The 16,907-nt window shown below is 63.7% G+C and carries 14 protein-coding genes; 10 read left to right on the top strand and 4 right to left on the bottom strand.

What is annotated here, in order from left to right; translation table 11 throughout:
* The first annotated feature begins 109 nt into the window (after positions 1 to 109).
* From tkt to ACFY68_RS00900, 10 genes are all read left to right on the top strand, one after another.
* Positions 110 to 2,107: a transketolase gene (gene tkt / locus ACFY68_RS00945; protein WP_346615391.1), complete on the top strand. Its 1,998-nt coding sequence runs from the start codon at positions 110 to 112 to the stop codon at positions 2,105 to 2,107.
* Positions 2,108 to 2,259: 152 nt separating this feature from the next.
* Positions 2,260 to 3,321 carry an erythrose-4-phosphate dehydrogenase gene (gene epd, locus ACFY68_RS00940; RefSeq protein WP_387522617.1) on the top strand — a complete coding sequence of 354 codons (1,062 nt, stop codon included), beginning with the start codon at positions 2,260 to 2,262 and terminating at the stop codon, positions 3,319 to 3,321.
* 12 nt (positions 3,322 to 3,333) lie between these two features.
* The gene (locus tag ACFY68_RS00935; protein WP_387522615.1) at positions 3,334 to 4,497 is read left to right on the top strand and encodes a phosphoglycerate kinase; all 1,164 of its coding nucleotides are present in this window, start codon (positions 3,334 to 3,336) and stop codon (positions 4,495 to 4,497) included.
* A 32-nt stretch (positions 4,498 to 4,529) separates the two neighbouring features.
* The gene (locus ACFY68_RS00930; protein WP_346615388.1) at positions 4,530 to 4,748 is read left to right on the top strand and encodes a hypothetical protein; all 219 of its coding nucleotides are present in this window, start codon (positions 4,530 to 4,532) and stop codon (positions 4,746 to 4,748) included.
* A 64-nt stretch (positions 4,749 to 4,812) separates the two neighbouring features.
* Positions 4,813 to 5,142, top strand: a complete 330-nt coding sequence (locus tag ACFY68_RS00925; RefSeq protein WP_387522612.1) for an MliC family protein — start codon at positions 4,813 to 4,815, stop codon at positions 5,140 to 5,142.
* A 101-nt stretch (positions 5,143 to 5,243) separates the two neighbouring features.
* The gene (gene fba / locus ACFY68_RS00920) at positions 5,244 to 6,308 is read left to right on the top strand and encodes a class II fructose-bisphosphate aldolase (RefSeq protein ID WP_264311299.1); all 1,065 of its coding nucleotides are present in this window, start codon (positions 5,244 to 5,246) and stop codon (positions 6,306 to 6,308) included.
* A gap of 196 nt (positions 6,309 to 6,504) precedes the next feature.
* Positions 6,505 to 8,625 (top strand): putative bifunctional diguanylate cyclase/phosphodiesterase, encoded by a 2,121-nt coding sequence (locus ACFY68_RS00915; RefSeq protein ID WP_387522610.1) that lies wholly within the window; start codon positions 6,505 to 6,507, stop codon positions 8,623 to 8,625.
* 39 nt (positions 8,626 to 8,664) lie between these two features.
* A complete protein-coding gene (locus ACFY68_RS00910) occupies positions 8,665 to 9,165 on the top strand; it encodes a M48 family metallopeptidase (RefSeq protein WP_387522608.1) in 501 nt (166 codons plus the stop codon).
* Positions 9,166 to 9,177: 12 nt separating this feature from the next.
* On the top strand, positions 9,178 to 9,474 hold the full coding sequence (locus ACFY68_RS00905; protein ID WP_012312450.1) for a helix-turn-helix domain-containing protein: 297 nt from the start codon (positions 9,178 to 9,180) through the stop codon (positions 9,472 to 9,474).
* A gap of 129 nt (positions 9,475 to 9,603) precedes the next feature.
* Complete coding sequence (locus ACFY68_RS00900; RefSeq protein WP_387522606.1) at positions 9,604 to 10,341, top strand: substrate-binding periplasmic protein; 738 nt, start codon at positions 9,604 to 9,606, stop codon at positions 10,339 to 10,341.
* A gap of 46 nt (positions 10,342 to 10,387) precedes the next feature.
* Here ACFY68_RS00900 and yccS read toward each other — a convergent pair whose 3' ends face one another.
* The 4 genes from yccS to mdtD form a co-directional block, all read right to left on the bottom strand.
* The gene (yccS, locus tag ACFY68_RS00895) at positions 10,388 to 12,571 is read right to left on the bottom strand and encodes a YccS family putative transporter (protein ID WP_387522604.1); all 2,184 of its coding nucleotides are present in this window, start codon (positions 12,569 to 12,571) and stop codon (positions 10,388 to 10,390) included.
* A gap of 83 nt (positions 12,572 to 12,654) precedes the next feature.
* A complete protein-coding gene (locus ACFY68_RS00890) occupies positions 12,655 to 13,836 on the bottom strand; it encodes an NAD(P)/FAD-dependent oxidoreductase (RefSeq protein WP_387522602.1) in 1,182 nt (393 codons plus the stop codon).
* A gap of 146 nt (positions 13,837 to 13,982) precedes the next feature.
* A complete protein-coding gene (gene dbpA / locus ACFY68_RS00885; RefSeq protein WP_346615422.1) occupies positions 13,983 to 15,320 on the bottom strand; it encodes an ATP-dependent RNA helicase DbpA in 1,338 nt (445 codons plus the stop codon).
* A gap of 112 nt (positions 15,321 to 15,432) precedes the next feature.
* Entirely contained in the window at positions 15,433 to 16,860 is a 1,428-nt protein-coding gene (gene mdtD / locus ACFY68_RS00880) for a multidrug transporter subunit MdtD (protein ID WP_387522600.1), read from the bottom strand.
* Between the last annotated feature and the right edge of the window lie 47 nt (positions 16,861 to 16,907).

Raw genomic sequence — 16,907 nt, 5'->3', positions numbered from 1 at the left:
ACGGGAAAAACGCCCAAGTGTGGCCATCCGTCATTGCCCCCAGCCCCCCAGTGGGCGAAAATAGCCGCCTTTTTCGTAACACCACCTATTCAAGCCCAGGAGATAAGCGATGCCCAGCCGTCGTGAACGTGCCAACGCCATTCGTGCCCTTAGCATGGATGCCGTGCAAAAGGCTAACAGCGGCCACCCAGGTGCCCCTATGGGCATGGCGGATATCGCTGAAGTGCTTTGGCGCGACTACATGAAGCACAACCCGAGCAACCCGAGCTTCGCCGACCGCGACCGCTTCGTGCTGTCCAACGGCCACGGTTCGATGCTGATCTACTCGCTGCTGCACCTGACCGGCTATGACGTCACCATCGATGACCTCAAGTCGTTCCGCCAGCTGCACAGCCGCACCCCGGGCCACCCGGAATTCGGCTACACCCCGGGTGTCGAGACCACTACCGGCCCACTGGGCCAAGGCCTGGCCAACGCCGTGGGCTTTGCCCTGGCTGAAAAAGTACTGGGCGCCCAGTTCAACCGTGACGGCCACAACATCGTCGACCACAACACCTATGTGTTCCTCGGCGACGGCTGCATGATGGAAGGCATCTCCCACGAAGTCGCCTCGCTGGCCGGTACCCTGGGCCTGAACAAGCTGGTCGCCTTCTATGACGACAACGGCATCTCCATCGACGGTGAAGTGGAAGGCTGGTTCACCGACGACACGCCGAAGCGTTTCGAGTCGTACAACTGGCTGGTGATCCGTAACGTCAACGGTCACGACGCCGACGAGATCCGCACCGCCATCGAGACCGCGCGCAAGAGCGACCGTCCGACCCTGATCTGCTGCAAGACCATCATCGGTTTCGGTTCGCCGAACAAGCAGGGCAAGGAAGACTGCCACGGCGCTCCGCTGGGCAACGACGAAATCGCCCTGGCCCGCAAAGAGCTGAACTGGAACCACGGGCCGTTCGAAGTACCTGCCGACATCTATGCCGAGTGGGATGCCAAGGACGCTGGCGCCAAGGTCGAAGCCGAGTGGAACAAGCGTTTCGACGCCTACGCCGCTGCCTTCCCTGAGCTGGCTGGCGAACTCAAGCGCCGCCTGAGCGGCGAGTTGCCGGCCGACTTCGCTGAAAAGGCCGCGGCCTACATCGCTGAAGTCGCTGCCAAAGGCGAAACCATCGCCAGCCGCAAGGCCAGCCAGAACACCCTGAACGCGTTTGGCCCGCTGCTGCCGGAGCTGCTGGGCGGCTCGGCCGACCTGGCCGGTTCCAACCTGACCCTGTGGAAAGGTTGCAAGGGCGTAAGCCATGAAGATGCCAACGGCAACTACATGTACTACGGCGTGCGCGAGTTCGGCATGACCGCGATCATGAACGGCGTCGCTCTGCACGGCGGCCTGGTGCCTTACGGCGCTACCTTCCTGATGTTCATGGAATACGCCCGCAATGCTGTGCGCATGTCTGCCCTGATGAAGCAGCGCGTGATCCACGTTTATACCCACGACTCCATCGGCCTGGGCGAAGACGGCCCGACTCACCAGCCGATCGAGCAGCTGACCAGCCTGCGCAGCACGCCGAACCTGGACACCTGGCGCCCAGCTGACGCCGTTGAATCGGCGGTTTCCTGGAAGCACGCCCTGGAGCGCAAGGACGGCCCTTCGGCGCTGATCTTCTCGCGTCAGAACCTGCAGCACCAGGACCGCGACGCGCAGCAGATCGCCGACATCGCCCGTGGCGGTTACGTGCTGAAAGACTGCGCTGGGGAGCCTGAGCTGATCCTGATCGCCACCGGTTCCGAAGTGGGCCTTGCCGTTCAGGCGTTCGACAAACTGACCGAGCAGGGCCGCAAGGTTCGCGTCGTGTCGATGCCGAGCACCAGCGTGTTCGATGCACAGGACGCCGCCTACAAGCAGTCCGTACTGCCGCTGGAAGTCGGTGCGCGCATCGCCATCGAAGCCGCCCACGCTGACTTCTGGTACAAGTACGTCGGCCTGGAAGGTCGTATCATCGGCATGACCACCTACGGTGAATCGGCTCCGGCCAGCGCACTGTTCGAGGAGTTCGGCTTCACCCTGGAGAACATCCTGGGTACCGCCGAAGAGCTGCTGGAAGACTGATACAGGCAAAGCGAGGGCTACTGGCCCTCGTTCGCGGCACAAGGCCGCTCCCACAGGATCTGCATACGCCGCAGTACCCTGTGGGAGCGGCCTTGTGCCGCGAATGGGCCGCATGGCGGCCCCTTTCAACCGACGGATTTCACGAGCCATCTATGCCCCACCCGCGTCCCTACAAAGTTGCACTCAACGGTTACGGCCGCATCGGCCGCTGTGTCCTGCGCGCACTGTTCGAGCGTGGGGCAAAAGCCGGCTTCGAGATCGTTGCACTGAACGACTTGGCCGACCAGGCCAGCGTGGAATACCTGACACGCTTCGACTCTACCCACGGCCGTTTTCCTGGTGAGGTGAAGGTCGACGGTGATTGTCTGCATATCAACGGTGACTGCGTGAAAGTCTTGCGCAGCGCCACGCCCGAGGGCGTCGACTGGGCGGCCCTGGACATCGACCTGGTGCTGGAGTGCTCCGGCGCCTACAACACCCGTGCCGACGGCCAGCGCTTCCTCGACGCCGGCGCACCGCGCGTGCTGTTCTCGCAGCCCATGGCCAGCGAGGCCGATGTAGATGCCACGGTGGTCTACGGCATCAACCAGGCGTGCCTCACCGGCAACGAGCTTCTTGTCTCCAACGCCTCCTGCACCACCAACTGCGGGGTGCCGCTACTGCGGGTGCTGGACCAGGCGTTCGGCATCGAGTACGTGCAGATCACCACCATCCACTCGGCGATGAACGACCAGCCGGTGATCGACGCCTATCACCATGAGGATCTGCGCCGCACGCGCTCGGCGTTCCAGTCGGTGATCCCGGTGTCCACTGGTCTGGCGCGTGGCATCGAGCGCCTGCTGCCGGAACTTGCCGGGCGAATCCAGGCCAAAGCGGTACGCGTGCCCACCGTCAACGTCTCGTGCCTGGACATCACCCTGCAGACCGCCCGCGATACCAGCGCGGCAGAGGTCAACCGGGTATTGCGCGAGGCGGCGCTGGATGGCCCGCTGAAAGGCTTGCTGGCCTATACCGAGCTGCCCCACGCCAGCTGTGATTTCAACCATGACCCGCATTCGGCCATCGTCGATGCCAGCCAGACCCGCGTCTCAGGCCCACGCCTGGTGAACCTGCTGGCCTGGTTCGACAACGAATGGGGTTTTGCCAACCGTATGCTCGACGTTGCCGAACATTATCTGCACGTCGTCCACCCAACCCGCAGCAAACAGCCCTGAAGGACTGCATTCATGACCGTGTTGAAGATGACCGACCTCGACCTGCAAGGTAAACGCGTACTGATCCGCGAAGACCTCAACGTGCCTGTAAAGGACGGTGTGGTAACCAGCGATGCGCGTATCCTCGCTGCGCTGCCGACCATCAAGCTGGCCCTGGAGAAGGGCGCAGCGGTAATGGTCTGCTCGCACCTGGGCCGCCCGACCGAAGGCGAGTTCTCGGCCGAGAACAGTCTCAAGCCGGTTGCCGACTACCTGAGCAAGGCCCTGGGCCGCGACGTGCCGCTGGTCGCCGACTACCTCGGCGGTGTCGAGGTCAAGGCCGGTGACCTGGTGCTGTTCGAGAACGTACGTTTCAACAAGGGCGAGAAGAAGAACGCCGACGAGCTGGCGCAGCAGTACGCCGCCCTGTGTGACGTCTTCGTCATGGACGCGTTCGGCACTGCCCACCGTGCTGAGGGTTCGACCCATGGCGTGGCCAAGTTTGCCAAGGTCGCTGCTGCCGGCCCGCTGCTGGCTGCCGAACTGGACGCCCTGGGCAAAGCCCTGAAGGCCCCGGCCAAGCCGATGGCTGCCATCGTTGCCGGCTCCAAGGTTTCCACCAAGCTGGACGTGCTCAACAGCCTGAGCGCAGTGTGCGACCAACTGATCGTCGGTGGCGGCATCGCCAACACCTTCCTGGCCGCCGCTGGCCACCCGGTTGGCAAGTCGCTGTACGAGCCTGACCTGGTCGAGACCGCCAAAGCCATCGCCGCCAAGGTCAGCGTGCCGCTGCCCGTCGACGTGGTGGTCGCCAAGGAATTCGCCGAAAGCGCCGTAGCCACCGTCAAGGCGATCGCCGACGTTGCTGCCGACGACATGATTCTGGACATCGGCCCACAAACCGCAGCCAACTTCGCCGAGCTGCTGAAGTCGTCGAAGACCATCCTGTGGAACGGCCCGGTCGGCGTGTTCGAGTTCGACCAGTTCGGCAACGGCACCCAGGTATTGGCCAAGGCCATTGCTGACAGCGCCGCCTTCTCCATCGCCGGTGGTGGCGATACCCTGGCTGCCATCGATAAATATGGCGTCAGCAAGGATATCTCCTACATTTCCACCGGTGGCGGTGCGTTCCTCGAGTTCGTCGAAGGCAAGGTACTGCCGGCGGTGGCGATCCTGGAAGAGCGGGCCAAAGCCTGACAATGGCGGCGCCTGGCAAAGGGAGCGACCTGATGGTCAAGCAATTGCCTGTGATGATCCTGGCCGGCCTGCTGAGCGCTTGCTCCGGCAGCCCGTCCTCGGCCGATGACCCGGCGCAGCCGCCCAAGGGCGGTTGCTACCAGTCCGAGTGGCAGGCCGAAACCGTGCCGGTCATCAGCAAGCGCGTGGGCCCGGAAGGCCTGGAAAAGTATGACGAAGACCACCAGCGCAAGGCGCCAGGCTGCCCTTGAACCGATGCGCTTCGTCGGAGCAGGCAACCAAGCGGCCGTTGTGTGGTCATCTAGAGGATATGCAATGAAAGCGCTGATGGCCTTGATGGCCCTGGCGACACTGGCAGGATGCTCGCTGCTGCAGCCGGCGCAACCCGCCCCGGCAGACAAATGGACCCGTTGGGTCTGCGACAGCCAGGCCGATGTGCTGTGGCGCTACGCTGACGCGCAGCAGGATTCGGTCGACGTTCGCCTCGGCGGCGGCGACCAGGTGTACCGGCTCAAGTCCGAGCCGAGCGCGTCGGGCGCGATGTACAGCGATGGCGTGCTGGCCTTCCACACCAAGGGCGATGAAGGCCTGGTGTACTGGGTGGCAACCAACGACCTGATTGGGCGGGGCTGCAAGGCACCGTGACTGGCCGGGCCGCGCTGGTGGCCCACACTACTTGAACAGCAACCGCCCCTGCGGCAGGCTTGCACGAAACAAAACGACGCTTGTCGGGAGAGAGATACACAATGGCACTCATTAGCATGCGCCAGATGCTGGACCACGCCGCCGAGTTCGGTTACGGCGTTCCGGCTTTCAACGTCAACAACCTCGAGCAGATGCGCGCCATCATGGAAGCGGCTGACAAGACCGACTCCCCAGTGATCGTCCAGGCCTCGGCCGGTGCCCGCAAGTACGCTGGCGCGCCGTTCCTGCGCCACCTGATCCTGGCCGCCATCGAAGAATTCCCGCACATCCCGGTGTGCATGCACCAGGACCACGGCACCAGCCCAGACGTCTGCCAACGCTCCATCCAGCTGGGCTTCAGCTCGGTGATGATGGACGGCTCGCTGGGTGAAGACGGCAAGACCCCGACCGACTACGACTACAACGTCCGTGTTACCCAGCAGACCGTTGCCATGGCGCACGCCTGCGGCGTTTCGGTGGAAGGCGAGCTGGGCTGCCTGGGTTCGCTGGAAACCGGCATGGCCGGTGAAGAAGACGGCATCGGCGCCGAAGGCGTGCTGGACCACAGCCAGATGCTGACCGACCCTGAAGAAGCTGCCGACTTCGTCAAGAAGACCCAGGTCGATGCCCTGGCAATCGCCATCGGTACCAGCCACGGTGCCTACAAGTTCACCAAGCCGCCTACCGGTGACGTGCTGGCGATCGACCGTATCAAGGAAATCCACAAGCGCATCCCCAACACCCACCTGGTGATGCACGGTTCCTCTTCGGTACCGCAAGAGTGGCTGGCGATCATCAACCAGTACGGCGGCGACATCAAAGAGACCTACGGCGTACCGGTTGAAGAAATCGTTGAAGGCATCAAGCACGGCGTGCGCAAGGTGAACATCGATACCGACCTGCGCCTGGCCTCCACCGGTGCCATGCGTCGCCTGATGGCGCAGAACCCGAGCGAGTTCGACCCGCGCAAGTTCTTCGGTGAAACCGTCAAAGCCATGCGTGACGTGTGCATCGCCCGTTACGAAGCCTTCGGCACCGCCGGCAATGCCTCCAAGATCAAGCCGATCTCCCTGGAAGGCATGTACCAGCGTTACCTGAAGGGTGAGTTGGCCGCCAAGGTCAACTGATCGTCAGGCGACTACAAAAAACCCGCAGAAATGCGGGTTTTTTTATGCATGCCGTTCCGGCAAACGACCATTAGTCGGCTACCCTTCACTTTAATCATTGATAGCGTTCTGATTGCATTGCGTGTTGCCCCCTCATGGCTAGAGTGGTAATCGGATCCAATAGCAAGTTGAAGTCGGTCATACAAGAGAAAGCAGCATGGATGGCGCTTACCCTGAACCGTTGGACGGCAAGTCAGTTCTCCTGGTGGTAGACGATTACCCTGAGAACCTCATAAGCATGCGAGCCCTGCTGGCCCGCAGGGATTGGCAGGTGTTGACCGCAAGCTCAGGTACGGAAGCCTTGAGTGCCTTGCTGGAGCACGATGTCGACCTGGTGCTGCTTGACGTGCAGATGCCGGAAATGGACGGCTTCGAGGTCGCCCGGCTCATGCGTGGCAGCCAGCGTACCCGGCTGACCCCGATCATTTTCCTCACCGCCAACGAACAGTCCGATGCCGCCGTGCTCAAGGGCTACGCCAGCGGCGCGGTGGATTACCTGTTCAAGCCGTTCGACCCGCAAATCCTCAAGCCCAAGGTGCAGGCGCAACTGGACCAGCAACGCAACCGGCGCATGCTGCAGCAGCTGACGCGCGAGCTGGAGGCTGCCAGGGCGTTCAATGCTTCGATCCTGGAAAACGCCGCTGAGGGCATTCTGGTAGTCGATGCCTTCGGCACCATCAGCTTCGCCAACCCGGCTATTTCGCGGCTGCTCGAAGCACCGGTCGAGCAATTGCAGGGTGCTCATCTGCTCGACCTGGTGCAGTTGCCCAATGCCACCCTGTGGAGCGAATCCGACTTTCACCAGGCCTACCAGGCACGGCGAATATCCCGCGTGCATGAGGCCCATTTACGCACGGTAGCCGGCCATCTGGTGCCAGTAGCGCTCTCGTGCGCCCCGCTGCCTGCCGATCAGCAGGCGATGGTGGTGACGGTGCTGGACATGTCGGTGGAGCGCAACCTGCACCAGCAACTCGAGTACCAGGCAGTGACCGACCCGCTCACTGGGCTGTTCAACCGGCGAGGCTTCTATCAGGCCGCGGAAGGCGTACTGCTGCGCAACGAGCGCTCGGACAAGACCCAGGCGCTGATGTACATGGACCTTGATGGTTTCAAGCGGATCAATGACACCCTCGGCCACGAAGCGGGGGACCGAGTATTGCGCTGGGTGGCCGAGCAGCTCAAGGATTGCCTGGGCAGTGAGGCCCTGCTGGCGCGCATGGGTGGGGACGAATTCACGGCGTTGTTCGATAACCTGCCGTATCCGGAACAAGCCGGGCGCCATGCCGAGCAGTTGCTCGAACGCGTGTCGGTGCAGCAGCAGGTAGATGGCATGGACGTCTGCTTGGGCGTCAGCATCGGCATCGCCACCTACCCGGACTGCGGCGCCAATGTCGAAGGCTTGCTGCGTGCTGCCGATGCGGCAATGTATGCGGCCAAACAGGCCGGGCGCCACCAGTACCGCTTTTACGACCAGGAGCTCAATGGCCGGGCACGCTCGCGGCTGATGCTTGAAGACAGCGTGCGCAACGCCGTCGAGGCCCGTGACTTCAGCATGGTGTACCAACCTCAGGTCGCTTTTGCCGACGGCCGTCTGCGTGGCTTCGAGGCCTTGCTGCGCTGGCAGCACCCCAGCGTCGGCGATGTGCCGCCGGGGCTGTTCATCCCGCTGCTGGAAGAGGCCCGGCTGATCAACCGCCTGGCCGGCTGGATCTACCGTCAGGGCGCGGCGCAGCGCCAGGCCTGGTGCGAGCGGTTCGCCCCGGACCTGGTGTTGGGGATCAGCCTGAGCCGCGCGCAGTTCACCATGCCCGGCCTGGTCGATGAGTTGCAGCGGGTGATCCAGGAGTACCAGCTCAACCCCGCGCAATTGGAAGTCGAAGTTGCCGAAACGTCGTTGATGTACAACATCGACACAGCGATCAAGCAGATCCACCGCCTGCGCGAATTGGGCGTGCGCGTGGCGCTGGATGATTTTGGTGCGGGTGACTGCTCGTTGCGCATGCTGCGGGACCTGCCGATCGACACCTTGAAAATCGACCGGCATCTGGTAGCGCGCCTGCCCGATTCGGCGGCAGACGCTGCGTTGGTGCGCTCGGTCATCGGCCTGTGCGCCGACTACAACGTTACGGTCATCGCCGAGGGCGTTGAAACGGCGTCCCAGGCTGCGTGGCTGAAGGCAAACGGTTGCGCCTACGTGCAGGGTTTTTTGGTCGCCCACCCAATGACCGCTGCGGATGCCAGCGGCTTCCCGGCGATTTTTCCCTGGCCGCGGCCTTGATTGGCTAGAATCGCCGTTCGTCACGCCGAATGCAGTGCCATGACCGTATTACGCTATTTGCATGCCTACCCGCCGCACCTGCAGGAGCAGGTGCAGCAGATGATCGACAGCGACCGCCTGGGTGACTACCTGCAGCGCCGCTACCCTGGCCGCCATGACGTGCAGAGCGACAAGGCGCTGTACGGCTATGCCCAGGAGCTGCGCCAGCAATACCTGCGCAGTGCGCCGAGCCTGGACAAGGTGCTGTTCGACAACCGCCTGGACCTGACCCACCGTGCCCTTGGCCTCAACACTGCGGTGTCGCGGGTGCAGGGCGGCAAGCTCAAGGCGAAGAAGGAAATCCGTATCGCCTCGCTGTTCAAGGAAGCGGCACCGCAGTTTTTGCGCATGATCGTGGTGCACGAACTGGCGCACCTGCGCGAGCGCGATCACAGCAAAGCGTTCTACCAGCTCTGTCAGCACATGGAGCCGGATTACCACCAACTGGAATTCGACCTGCGCGTCTACCTGACCTATCGGGAGCTGCCGGGTAACCTGTAAGGATCACGCAGCATGGATGTGAGCAAGACCAAGAGCAGTTTCTATCGCCGCTTGTATGTGGCCTGGTTGATCGACAGCCAGACCGCCACCAGCGTGCCGGCGCTGATGGAAGCCACCGGCATGCCACGCCGCACTGCCCAGGACACCATTGCAGCATTGGCCGACCTGGACATCGTCTGCGAGTTCGAGCAGCAGGAGGGTGCGCGCAACCATGCCGGGCATTACCGCATTCATGACTGGGGGGCGATCGACAAGCAGTGGATCATCCGGCATCTGCGGCAGATCAGGGAAGTGCTCGGTTACCCGTGAGCGTTGATCAGTGCGGCCAAAATAGAGGCTAAATGACACTATTGGCCGCTGCCCTGTGTGCAGCGGGTTTGTGTAACCTCACTGCCAGCGTCAACGTATACCGCCATCCCACTGCAATAGGACTTGAGCATGCGGCCACTGCTTTGCGCTCTGGGCCTGCTGGGCCTGATGCTTGCAGCGCCCGTCCTGGGCCAGGGCAAGCTACGGTTGGTGGCCGACACTTGGCCGCCGTTTACCGACACTGGCATGCCGGGTGGTGGCTTGGCCACCAGCATCGTCACCACGGCGCTGGCCCGCGCCGGTTACGCCAGCGTTTACGAAGAAGCGCCATGGGCGCGGGCGTTGGTCGGCGTTGGTGAGGGCCGTTACGATGTGCTGATCAATGCCTGGTACAACGATTCGCGCGCCCGCATCGGCCACTTCTCCAGCGCCTACCTGACCAATCGCATTCGCCTGCTCAAGCGCAAGGGGGACAGCTTCCGTTATCAGCGCCAGGCTGACCTGTACCCTTACAGCATCGCCGTGGTGCGTGATTATGCGTATTCGCCTGAGTTCGATGGCGATACCCGCTTGCTCAAGGTGCCGGTGCGCAACTTTTCCTCCGCCGTGCGCATGGTTGCGGCAGGGCGCGTGAACCTGGCGGTGGAAGATGAGTTCGTGGCGCGCTACAACCTGCAGCGTGAGCCAGAGCAGGTGCGGGAGGCGGTGACGATGGTCGAGCCGCCCTTAAGCGAAAATACCCTGCATATTCTGGTGAGCCTCAAACACCCTGAGCATCAGCAGATCGTCGAGCGCTTCGAGCGGGCCATTGCGGCCATGAAGGCCGATGGCAGCTATGCACGGCTGCTGCGACAGCATGGCTTTTGATCTCTGTTGCTTGCCCCGCGAAAGGGCCGGCACAGGCGAAAAAACCTCAGGCCGGTGCACCTTCCTTGATCAAATGCGCCGCCAATGTCCGCAACGGGCCCAACTGCCGGCAGATCAAAGCCAGCTGGGTCTGCACCAGGCGCTGATGTTCATCCAGCTCCTCTGGCATTTGTTCCAGCGCATTGGCCAGGGTCTCTTCGGCGTCACTGTGAATCGCCACCGGCAAGCGCGCCGCCAGGCCATTGGCGATTTCGTCCAGGCTGTTGGCCAGGCTCTGCCCTGCGCCATCGATCAATTGCTCCTGAACTTCGGCCGGCAGCGCGGTATCACGGTGCGCGCCAAGCCCCGAGAGGTAGCTGAGCAAGGTGTGTGACAGCACCAGGAAGCGGAAGCCTACATCCGCCTCCTTACGGAAATGCCCAGGCTCCATGAGCATGTTGGCCAATGTGGTAGACAGCGCGGCGTCGGCGTTGTGGGCGTTGCGCCGGGCCAGGCGGTAGGCGAGGTCGTCGCGCTTGCCGTGGGCGTACTGCTGCATGATCTGGCGTAGGTACACGCTGGCGCAGGCCAGGGTATTGGCCAATGCCTTGTTCAGGCGCCGGCCCTGCCAGTCGGGGAGGAACAGGAACACCGCGAGGATGGCGATCAGGCTGCCCACGAGGGTATCGAACAGCCTCGGCAGGAACAGGCCATAGCCATCGCCGATCTGGTTGAAGCAGAACAGCACCATCAGCGTGATCGCCGCCGTGGCCAGGGTATAGCGGGTGGTACGGTTGACGAAGAACACCACCCCGGCTACCACGGCGAACAGCGACTGGATGATCGGGTTGGGGAACAGGTCGAACAGCGCCCAGCCCACCGTCAGGCCGATCGCCGTGCCGAACACGCGCTGCACCAGCTTGCGCCGGGTGGCGCCATAGTTCGGCTGACACACGAACAGCGTAGTGAGGATGATCCAGTAGCCTTGTGTCGGGTGGATCAGGTGCACCATGCCGTAGCCGATCGACAGCGCCAATGGCAGCCGCAGGGCGTGGCGGAACAGCAGCGAAGTGGGCGTCAGCTGGGTGCGCAGGCGGGTCCAGACGTCCTTGAAGTTTCGCGGTGAGCGGTCGAGCAGGCTGCTGTCGCTGGCATCGGCCAGGCTGTCCGGGTTGCTGGCGGCGCCCAGCAGGCGGTCGAGCGTGGCCAGGTTGGCCGCCAGTGCGCGCAGTGAGCGCAGCAGCCCACGCCACGCCGGGTTGTTCTGGGTGCGCAGGTGCTCCAGCGAGGCGTTGAGGTCTTCGAGGGTGTCGGCAAACCGGCTGTCGAGAACAAACGGCTGACGCAGGCGGATCGAGCGGGCCAGGTCCTGGCACGCCGAGCCTTGATGGCGCAGCAGGCGCTGGCAGCGGAACATCACATCGCTGTGGAAGAACGCATCGGCCAAGGCATTGTAGGGGTAGTGCGAGGCACTGACGCGCTCGTGGATATCCTGGGCCAGGAAGTACAGCTTGAGGTAGCGGCTGACCTTGGAGTTGGGCTGGCTGTTCCCGACCCGGTGCAAGATGATTTCCTTGGCCGCATTGAGCGCTGCGACCACCTTGCCGTTCTGCTGGGCCAGCTCCAGGCGCCGGGCCTCCAGATCATGGTGGCGAATCGGCTCGAACAGGTTGGCTTTGAGCTTGAGGTAGCGTCCCAGTTCGAAGAACAGCTTGGCCAGGCTCTGCTGCACCGGCTGGTTGGAAAACAGCGCCTGCCACAGCACCGAGAGCAAGCCATACCAGGCTGCACCCGCCACCAGAAGCAGCGGTTCGTGCCAGAAGTCGGTGACCTGGCCGCCGCGTTGGTCCACGCCGATCATGGTGTATACCGCGGTGATCAGCGTGGCCGAGGCGATGGCGCCATAGCGTTCGCCCAGCGCACCCAGCATGGTCAGGCCAAACGCCGCCAACGCCAGTGCGATGGCGAAAACCCACGGGTAGGGGAACAGCAGCTCGACGGCTAGCGCGGCAATGGCGAAGCAGACCAGCGTCACGGCCAGGGCACTGAGGCGCCCTTGCCAGCTGTCGTCGGTCTCGGCCAATGCGCTGGCGATGATGCCCAGGAACAGCGGAATCAGCAGGGCCATCTCGTTCTGGTACCAGCACAGGGCCAGGCTGCCGGTGAGGGCGATGGTCACCCGGATGCTGTAGCTGAACTTGTCTTGGCCCCACAGGCGACGCAGTGACTGACGGAACGAACTCGATGACATGATGGCCTGCTGGCAGTGATCGAATGAATGCATTGCGGCACGGACCAGCAAGAAGCGTTCCGTGCTGCTGAATGGATTCTACTCTACACGAACTGCGCTGCAGCGTTGGCCGATGCCCAGGCCCACTGGAAGTTGAAACCGCCCAGGTGGCCGGTCACGTCCAGTACTTCGCCGATGAAATACAGCCCGGGGCTCTTCAGCGATTCCATGGTCTTGGATGACACCTCGCGGGTATCCACGCCACCCAGGGTGACCTCGGCGGTGCGATAGCCCTCGGTACCGGCCGGTACCAATTGCCAGGCCGACAGCCTGTCGGCGATCTGTGCCAGTTCCGCCGGCGTGTACTGCTTCATGGGTTTGGACTCGAACCACTGCTCGGCCAGCAGGGTGGCCAGCTTGCGGGTGAACACCTCGCCCAGCACGGTCTTCAACTCCGCGTTGGCGCGTTCGAGCTGTTGCTGTTGCAGCCAGGTCAGCGCATCGCGGTCGGGCAGCAGGTTGATCTCGACGGTGTCGCCTGCCTCCCAGAACGATGAGATTTGCAGGATCGCCGGGCCGCTCAGGCCGCGGTGGGTGAACAGCAGGTTTTCGCGGAAGCTGGTGCCGTTGCAGCTGGCAGTGCAGTCCAGCGAGGTGCCCGACAGTTCGGTGCACAGTGCCTTGAGTTGGGGCTCGGTGATGGTGAACGGCACCAGGCCGGCGCGGGTCGGCAGCAGGGTGTGGCCGAACTGGCGCGCCACCTGGTAGCCGAAACCGGTCGCGCCCAGGGTCGGGATCGACAGGCCACCGGTGGCGATCACCAGTGACTGGCAGGCGAACTGGCCGGCGCTGGTTTGCAGCAGGTAACCGGTTTCAGTCTTCTCGATGTGTTCGATGCTGGTCTGCATGCGCAGTTCGGCGCCCGCGTCGTCGCACTCGGCCAGCAGCATGTCGAGGATGTCGCTGGCCTTGTTGTCGCAGAACAGCTGGCCGAGCTTCTTCTCGTGATACGGCACGCCATGCTTGGCCACCAGTTCGATGAAGTCCCACTGGGTGTAGCGGGCCAGGGCCGATTTGCAGAAGTGGGCGTTGTGCGAGAGGAAGTTGGCCGGCTCGGTGTACATGTTGGTGAAGTTGCAGCGCCCGCCGCCGGACATGAGGATCTTCTTGCCTGGCTTGTTGGCGTGGTCGAGCAGCAGCACCCGGCGGCCACGGCGGGCGCTGAGCTGGGCGCACATCAGGCCGGCGGCGCCGGCGCCGAGGATGATCACGTCGGTGGAGTGCACGGTGTTACCTCATTGCGAGTTTGGGGCCGCTGTGCGGCCATCGCTGGCAAGCCAGCTTCCACGGGCACTGCGCAAGCCTGAGGCCTGGGGTGATCCTGTGGGAGCTGGCTTGCCGGCGATGGGCTGCACAGCAGCCCCAAAAAATGTCAAAGAATACGGACTTTCAGGGCGCGGCCCTTGATCTTGCCGCTGTTCAGCCGCTGCATGGCCTGCTTGGCCAGTGCGCGCTCCACGGCAACGAACGCCTGGAAGTCGAAGATCGCGATCTTGCCCACCTGCTTGCCCGGGATGCCGGCATCACCGGTCAGCGCGCCAAGAATGTCGCCAGGGCGCAGCTTGTCCTTGCGGCCAGCGGCAATGCACAGAGTAGTCATGACCGGCAGCAGGGGCTCGCCGCCTTTGTTCTTCAGGCTGTCCAGCTGGTCCCAGCGCAGCGGGCTCTTCTGCAGTGCTTCGATGGCCTGGGCGCGGTGGCCTTCGGCCGGGGCCACCAGGCTGACGGCGATACCCTTTTCGCCGGCGCGGCCGGTACGGCCAACACGGTGCACATGGATTTCGGCATCACGGGCCAGCTCGACGTTGATGACCATGTCCAGGCCATCGATGTCCAGGCCACGGGCGGCCACGTCGGTGGCCACCAGCACCGAGCTGCTGCGGTTGGCGAACATGGTCAGTACCTGGTCGCGGTCACGCTGCTCCAGGTCGCCATGCAGGGCCTGGGCAACGATGCCCTTGGCGGTCAGGTGAGCGACCACGTCTTCGCACTGCTGCTTGGTGAAGCAGAACGCCACGCACGACTGCGGGCGGTAGTGGCCAAGCACGCGGGTGACGGCCTCCAGCCGGTTTTGCGGGTCGATCTCGATGAAGCGTTGTTCGATCTGGTTGTCGGTGTGCAGGCTCTCGACCTTGACCTGCTGCGGCTTGCGCATGAAGTCGGCGGCCAGTTGCTCGATACCGGATGGATAGGTGGCCGAGAACAGCAGGGTCTGGCGGCGCGACGGGGTCTTGCCGATGATGCTGGCAATGGCATCGAAGAAGCCCATATCGAGCATGCGGTCGGCTTCGTCCAGCACCAGGGTGTTGAGCCCGTCGAGTACCAGGGTGCCTTTGTCCAGGTGCTGCTGGATGCGCCCCGGGGTGCCGACGATGATGTGCGCGCCGTGCTCCAGCGAGGCGATCTGCGGGCCGAGCGAGACGCCGCCGCACAGGGTCAGGATCTTGATGTTGTCCTCGGCACGTGCCAGGCGGCGCAACTCTTTGGCGACCTGGTCGGCGAGCTCGCGGGTAGGGCACAGCACCAGTGCCTGGCAGCCGAAGTAGCGCGGGTTGATCGGGTTGAGCAGGCCAATGCCGAAAGCGGCGGTCTTGCCGCTGCCGGTCTTGGCCTGGGCAATCAGGTCCTGGCCCCTGAGGATGACGGGCAGGCTCTGGGCCTGGATCGGCGTCATCGCGGCATAGCCGAGGGCGTCCAGGTTGGCCAGCATGGCGGCGGACAGCGGCAAGGTGGCAAAAGCGGTGGTTTCGGTGGTCACGAGGCGGGCCTGCGTTGCGAAGCGAAAAATGCCGCACAGTCTACCAGCCTCATGGCCATTCGCCCTACGACTCCATGTGCGGTTCCGGACGACGGGCACGCCTTCCGTCCGTCGGCGCCAGCTGCAGGAAGATCGCTGCCGCCAGCATTGCCATGACGCCGATGGTCACAAAGGTCAGCTGGAAGGCCCCCAGAGTGGTTTCCACACCGTCGGCGCTGCCGGCTGCGGTAAAGCCGCCGAGCAGTGCGCCGGCGCAGGCCACGCCCAGGCTCAGGGACAGTTGCGCGACCACCGACAGCAGGCTGTTGCCGCTGCTGGCGCTGGCGTCGTCAAGGTCGATCAGGGTCACCGTGTTCATCGCGGTGAACTGCATGGAGTTCACTGCGCCCAACAGGGCCAGTTGCACCAGCAGCACGGCGTACGGCGTCTGCTCATCGACCAGGCCGAGACTGGCCAGCAGCAGGCCCAGCAGCAAGGTGTTGCCGGTCAGCACGATGCGGTAACCGAGCCGCTCGATCAGTGGCCGGGCAATGGATTTTGCCACCATCGCCGCCGCCGCCAGCGGGATCATGCTCATGCCAGCCTGTGCCGGCGAATAGCCCAAGGCGACCTGCAGCAGCAACGGCACCAGGAACGGCAGGGCGCCACTGCCCAGGCGCGCGAACAGGTTGCCGAGGATACCGATGGCAAAGGTGCGCACGCGGAACAGGCTGGGCGAGAACAGCGGTTCCGGGTCACGCCCGGCACGCAGCCAGTAGGCGGCCAGGCAGGCCATGCCGGCGAACAGCAGCAGCATCACCCGCAGGTGCGGCAGGTGCAATTCGCCCAGGCCCTCCATGGCGATGGTAATCAGCACCATCGCTGCGCCAAACAGCAGGAAACCCGGGCCATCGAAGGTGGTGCGTTCGGCTCCGCGCAGGTCGGGGATGAACTTCCACACCGCGTAACAGCCAATGGCACCGACCGGCAGGTTGAGCAGGAAGATCCAGTGCCAGGTCAGGATTTCGACCAGCCAGCCGCCCAAGGTCGGGCCAAGCAGTGGGCCCAGCAGGCCGGGGATGGTGATGAAGCTCATGATCCGCACCAGCTCGGTCCGCGGATAGGCGCGCAACACCACCAGCCGCCCGACCGGCAGCATCAGCGCACCGCCCAGCCCCTGCACGATGCGGGCGAGTATCAGAAAGCCCAGGCTGTTGGCCATGGCACACAGCAAGGAGCCGAAGCTGAACAGCAGGATGGCACTGAAGAAGATGCGCTTGGTGCCAAAGCGGTCGGCGATCCACCCAGAGGCAGGGATCAGCAAGGCCACGGTGAGCATGTAGGCGATGATCACGCCCTGCATGCGCAGCGGGTCTTCTTCCAGCGAGCGGGCCATGGCCGGCAGGGCAGTGTTGAGGATGGTGCCGTCCAGGGACTGCATGAAAAAAGCAATGGCCACCACCCACGGGATCCAGCGGGCGGTGACGGGGTCGAGCGGGGTGCGTTCGGGCATGACGTCCTCGTTTGTCAGTACCGGCCTCTTCGCGGGGCAAGCTCGCA

Origin of the sequence: Pseudomonas sp. NPDC012596 (assembly GCF_042902325.1) — a bacterium.
Lineage (GTDB): Bacteria > Pseudomonadota > Gammaproteobacteria > Pseudomonadales > Pseudomonadaceae > Aquipseudomonas.
This window is presented reverse-complemented; position numbering and strand designations above follow the sequence as displayed.

What these genes read in the sequence shown, in the direction of transcription:
- ACFY68_RS00925 (WP_387522612.1), top strand. Translation starts at nt 4,813, where the DNA reads ATGAAAGCGCTGATGGCCTTGATGGCCCTGGCGACACTGGCAGGATGC.
- ACFY68_RS00935 (WP_387522615.1), top strand. Translation starts at nt 3,334, where the DNA reads ATGACCGTGTTGAAGATGACCGACCTCGACCTGCAAGGTAAACGCGTA.
- dbpA (WP_346615422.1), bottom strand. Translation starts at nt 15,320, where the DNA reads ATGCTGGCCAACCTGGACGCCCTCGGCTATGCCGCGATGACGCCGATC.
- ACFY68_RS00915 (WP_387522610.1), top strand. Translation starts at nt 6,505, where the DNA reads ATGGATGGCGCTTACCCTGAACCGTTGGACGGCAAGTCAGTTCTCCTG.
- ACFY68_RS00930 (WP_346615388.1), top strand. Translation starts at nt 4,530, where the DNA reads ATGGTCAAGCAATTGCCTGTGATGATCCTGGCCGGCCTGCTGAGCGCT.
- epd (WP_387522617.1), top strand. Translation starts at nt 2,260, where the DNA reads ATGCCCCACCCGCGTCCCTACAAAGTTGCACTCAACGGTTACGGCCGC.
- ACFY68_RS00910 (WP_387522608.1), top strand. Translation starts at nt 8,665, where the DNA reads ATGACCGTATTACGCTATTTGCATGCCTACCCGCCGCACCTGCAGGAG.
- tkt (WP_346615391.1), top strand. Translation starts at nt 110, where the DNA reads ATGCCCAGCCGTCGTGAACGTGCCAACGCCATTCGTGCCCTTAGCATG.
- yccS (WP_387522604.1), bottom strand. Translation starts at nt 12,571, where the DNA reads ATGTCATCGAGTTCGTTCCGTCAGTCACTGCGTCGCCTGTGGGGCCAA.
- ACFY68_RS00900 (WP_387522606.1), top strand. Translation starts at nt 9,604, where the DNA reads ATGCGGCCACTGCTTTGCGCTCTGGGCCTGCTGGGCCTGATGCTTGCA.
- fba (WP_264311299.1), top strand. Translation starts at nt 5,244, where the DNA reads ATGGCACTCATTAGCATGCGCCAGATGCTGGACCACGCCGCCGAGTTC.
- mdtD (WP_387522600.1), bottom strand. Translation starts at nt 16,860, where the DNA reads ATGCCCGAACGCACCCCGCTCGACCCCGTCACCGCCCGCTGGATCCCG.
- ACFY68_RS00905 (WP_012312450.1), top strand. Translation starts at nt 9,178, where the DNA reads ATGGATGTGAGCAAGACCAAGAGCAGTTTCTATCGCCGCTTGTATGTG.